The sequence below is a fragment of the Bordetella petrii genome, from assembly GCF_020991325.1.
Lineage (GTDB): Bacteria > Pseudomonadota > Gammaproteobacteria > Burkholderiales > Burkholderiaceae_B > Bordetella_A > Bordetella_A petrii_E.
In genome coordinates, this window is the sequence record NZ_JAJMLX010000451.1 from 1 (window position 1) to 2,126 (window position 2,126).

Consider the following 2,126-nt stretch of genomic DNA (forward strand, 5'->3'; position numbering starts at 1 on the left):
CTGCGGCGCACCGAACGGACAGGCATACGAACAGTAGCCGCAGCCGATACAGGTGTCTTTGTTGTGCAGCACCACGCCTTCGTCGGTGCGGTAGAAGCAGTTCACGGGGCACACCGCCATGCAGGGCGCGTCGCTGCAGTGCATACAGGCCACCGAAATCGACTTCTCGCCCGGCACACCGTCGTTCATGGTGACGACGCGCCGGCGATTCACGCCCCACGGCACTTCATGTTCATTCTTGCAAGCCGTGACGCAGCCATTGCATTCGATGCAGCGCTCGGCATCACAGACGAATTTCATTCTTGCCATGGTGATCTCCTCAGGCCTTGGCGATGTTGCAGATGGTGGTCTTGGTTTCCTGCATCATCGTCACGGAGTCATAACCGTAGGTGGTGCCCGTGTTCACGGCCTCGCCCCGCACGATGGGCGCGGCGCCCTCCGGGTAGCTGGCGAGCAGGTCCTTGCCCTGCCAATGGCCCGAGAAGTGGAACGGGATGAACGCCGTGTCGGGTCCGACGCGCTCGGTAACCAGGGCCTGCACATTCAGCCGCGCCCCCGTTGGGGTGGATACCCAGACGCGGTCGCCATTGCGTATACCCCGGTCGGCCGCCGCCTTGGGGTTGATTTCCACGAAGCATTCCTGCTGCAGTTCCGCCAGCCAGGGGTTGGAACGGGTTTCTTCGCCGCCGCCCTCGTATTCCACCAGCCGGCCCGAGGTCAGGATGATGGGGAATTTCTCGTACAGCTTGTTCTCGACGTTTTTCTTCTGCAACGAGGTATACAGCGTGGGCAGGCGCCAGAAGCTCTTCAGGTCGTCGTGCGAGGGGTACTTGGCGACCAGGTCGGGCCGGGTACCGAACAGCGGTTCGCGGTGCTGCGGAATGGGGTCGGGGAAGTTCCACACCAGCGCCCGCGCCTTGGCGTTGCCGAACGGGTAACAGCCGTGGTTCATCATGACCACGCGGATAATGCCGCCCGACGAATCCGTTTTCCAGTTCTTGCCTTCGGCCGCGGCCTTCTCGGCTTCGGTCAGCTCATTCCACCAGCCCAGCTTCTTGAGCAGCACGTGGTCGAATTCCGGATAACCCGTGGTGAGCGCGGCCCCCTTGGAATGCGACCCGTCTTCGGCCAGCAGGTTGATGCCGTCGCGCTCGACCCCGAAATTGGCGCGGAAGTTGCCCCCGCCATCCATGACGTGCAGGCTGGTGTCGTACAGGTTGGGGGTGCCCGGGTGCTTCATTTCGGGCGTGCCCCAACAGGGCCAGGGCAGGCCGAAGTAATCGCCGGCCAGGTCGTAGCCGGTTTCGGCGTCTTTGCCGCCCTTGGCGCGCAGGGTGCGCACGTCGAACACGTGCATGTTGCGCATATGGGCCTTCAGGCGTTCCGGGCTTTGCCCGGTGTAGCCGATGGTCCAGCAGCAGCGGTTGATTTCACGCAGCACGTCTTCGATGACGGGCTCGTCCATGCCCTTCACTTTTTGCAGCTGGTAGTTCTTGACGAACTCTTTGCCAAAGCCCAGCTTGTCGGCCAGCTGGTACATGATCATTTGGTCGCTGCGGCTTTCCCACAGCGGCTCGATGACTTTCTCGCGCCACTGCACCGAACGGTTGGACGCCGTACAGGAGCCGCTGGTTTCGAACTGCGTGGCGGCCGGCAGCAGGTACACGGCGCGCTTGGGGTTCAGATCTTCGGCCTTGCCCGGCATGGCGGCCATGGCCGCGGTGGCCGACGGGTACGGGTCCACCACCACCAGCAGGTCCAGCTTGTCCATGGCCCGCTTCATTTCCAGGCCGCGCGTCTGCGAATTGGGCGCGTGGCCCCAATAGAACACGGCCCGCAGGTTGGTGGGCTGGTCGATGAGATCGGGGTCTTCCAGCACGCCGTCGATCCAGCGCGACACCGTGATGCCTGGCTTGCTCATCAGGTCGGGCGAGGCGTAGCGGCTTTTGATCCATTCGACGTCCACGCCCCAGGCCTGCGCGAAGTGCTTCCAGGAACCTTCGGTAAGGCCGTAGTAGCCCGGCAGTGAATCGGGGTTGGGGCCCACGTCGGTGGCGCCCTGCACGTTGTCGTGGCCGCGGAAAATATTGGCGCCGCCGCCCGACACGCCGATATTGCCCAGCGCC

Annotated in this window: 2 protein-coding genes; both read right to left on the reverse strand. The window is 63.6% G+C overall.

Annotated features, from left to right (window positions below; genetic code table 11):
• Positions 1-309 (reverse strand): 4Fe-4S binding protein (locus LPZ50_RS24395; RefSeq protein ID WP_230665425.1); only part of this gene is annotated, 309 nt, incomplete at its 3' end.
• A gap of 10 nt (positions 310-319) precedes the next feature.
• On the reverse strand, positions 320-2,126 hold a 1,807-nt coding region (locus LPZ50_RS24400; RefSeq protein ID WP_230665426.1), incomplete at its 5' end, for a formate dehydrogenase subunit alpha.